General features: G+C 60.6%; 1 protein-coding gene. It reads right to left on the bottom strand.

Features of this window, described 5'->3' with window-relative positions; translation table 11 throughout:
- Positions 1-251: contractile injection system protein, VgrG/Pvc8 family (locus OGV98_RS00525; RefSeq protein WP_286550921.1), on the bottom strand; the 251-nt coding region annotated here is incomplete at both ends.

The raw sequence follows: 251 nt of genomic DNA on the forward strand, positions 1-251 counted from the left end.
ACTGAGGAAGGGCGAATCTGTGCCCGGTAGCGGAACGCACTGATGCATGCGGTGGTGGCTTCCCGGGCGTTCGGGTTAAAGGGCATGTCGCCGAGTGTGGAGACCCCGGCGATGTCATCGCAGAGCACCAGTTTCTGGTCGGGACCGGTCGGGAGGAACCAGTCAAAGAAGAAAATGCCCTCTTCAGCCCACAGGCGGCTCAGAAAATTGAGGTCAGTTTCGCCGTACTGCACGCAGAATTCGCGGGCGGG

The organism is Citrobacter sp. Cf136, assembly GCF_030333815.1.
GTDB classification, from domain to species: Bacteria; Pseudomonadota; Gammaproteobacteria; order Enterobacterales; family Enterobacteriaceae; genus Citrobacter; species Citrobacter freundii.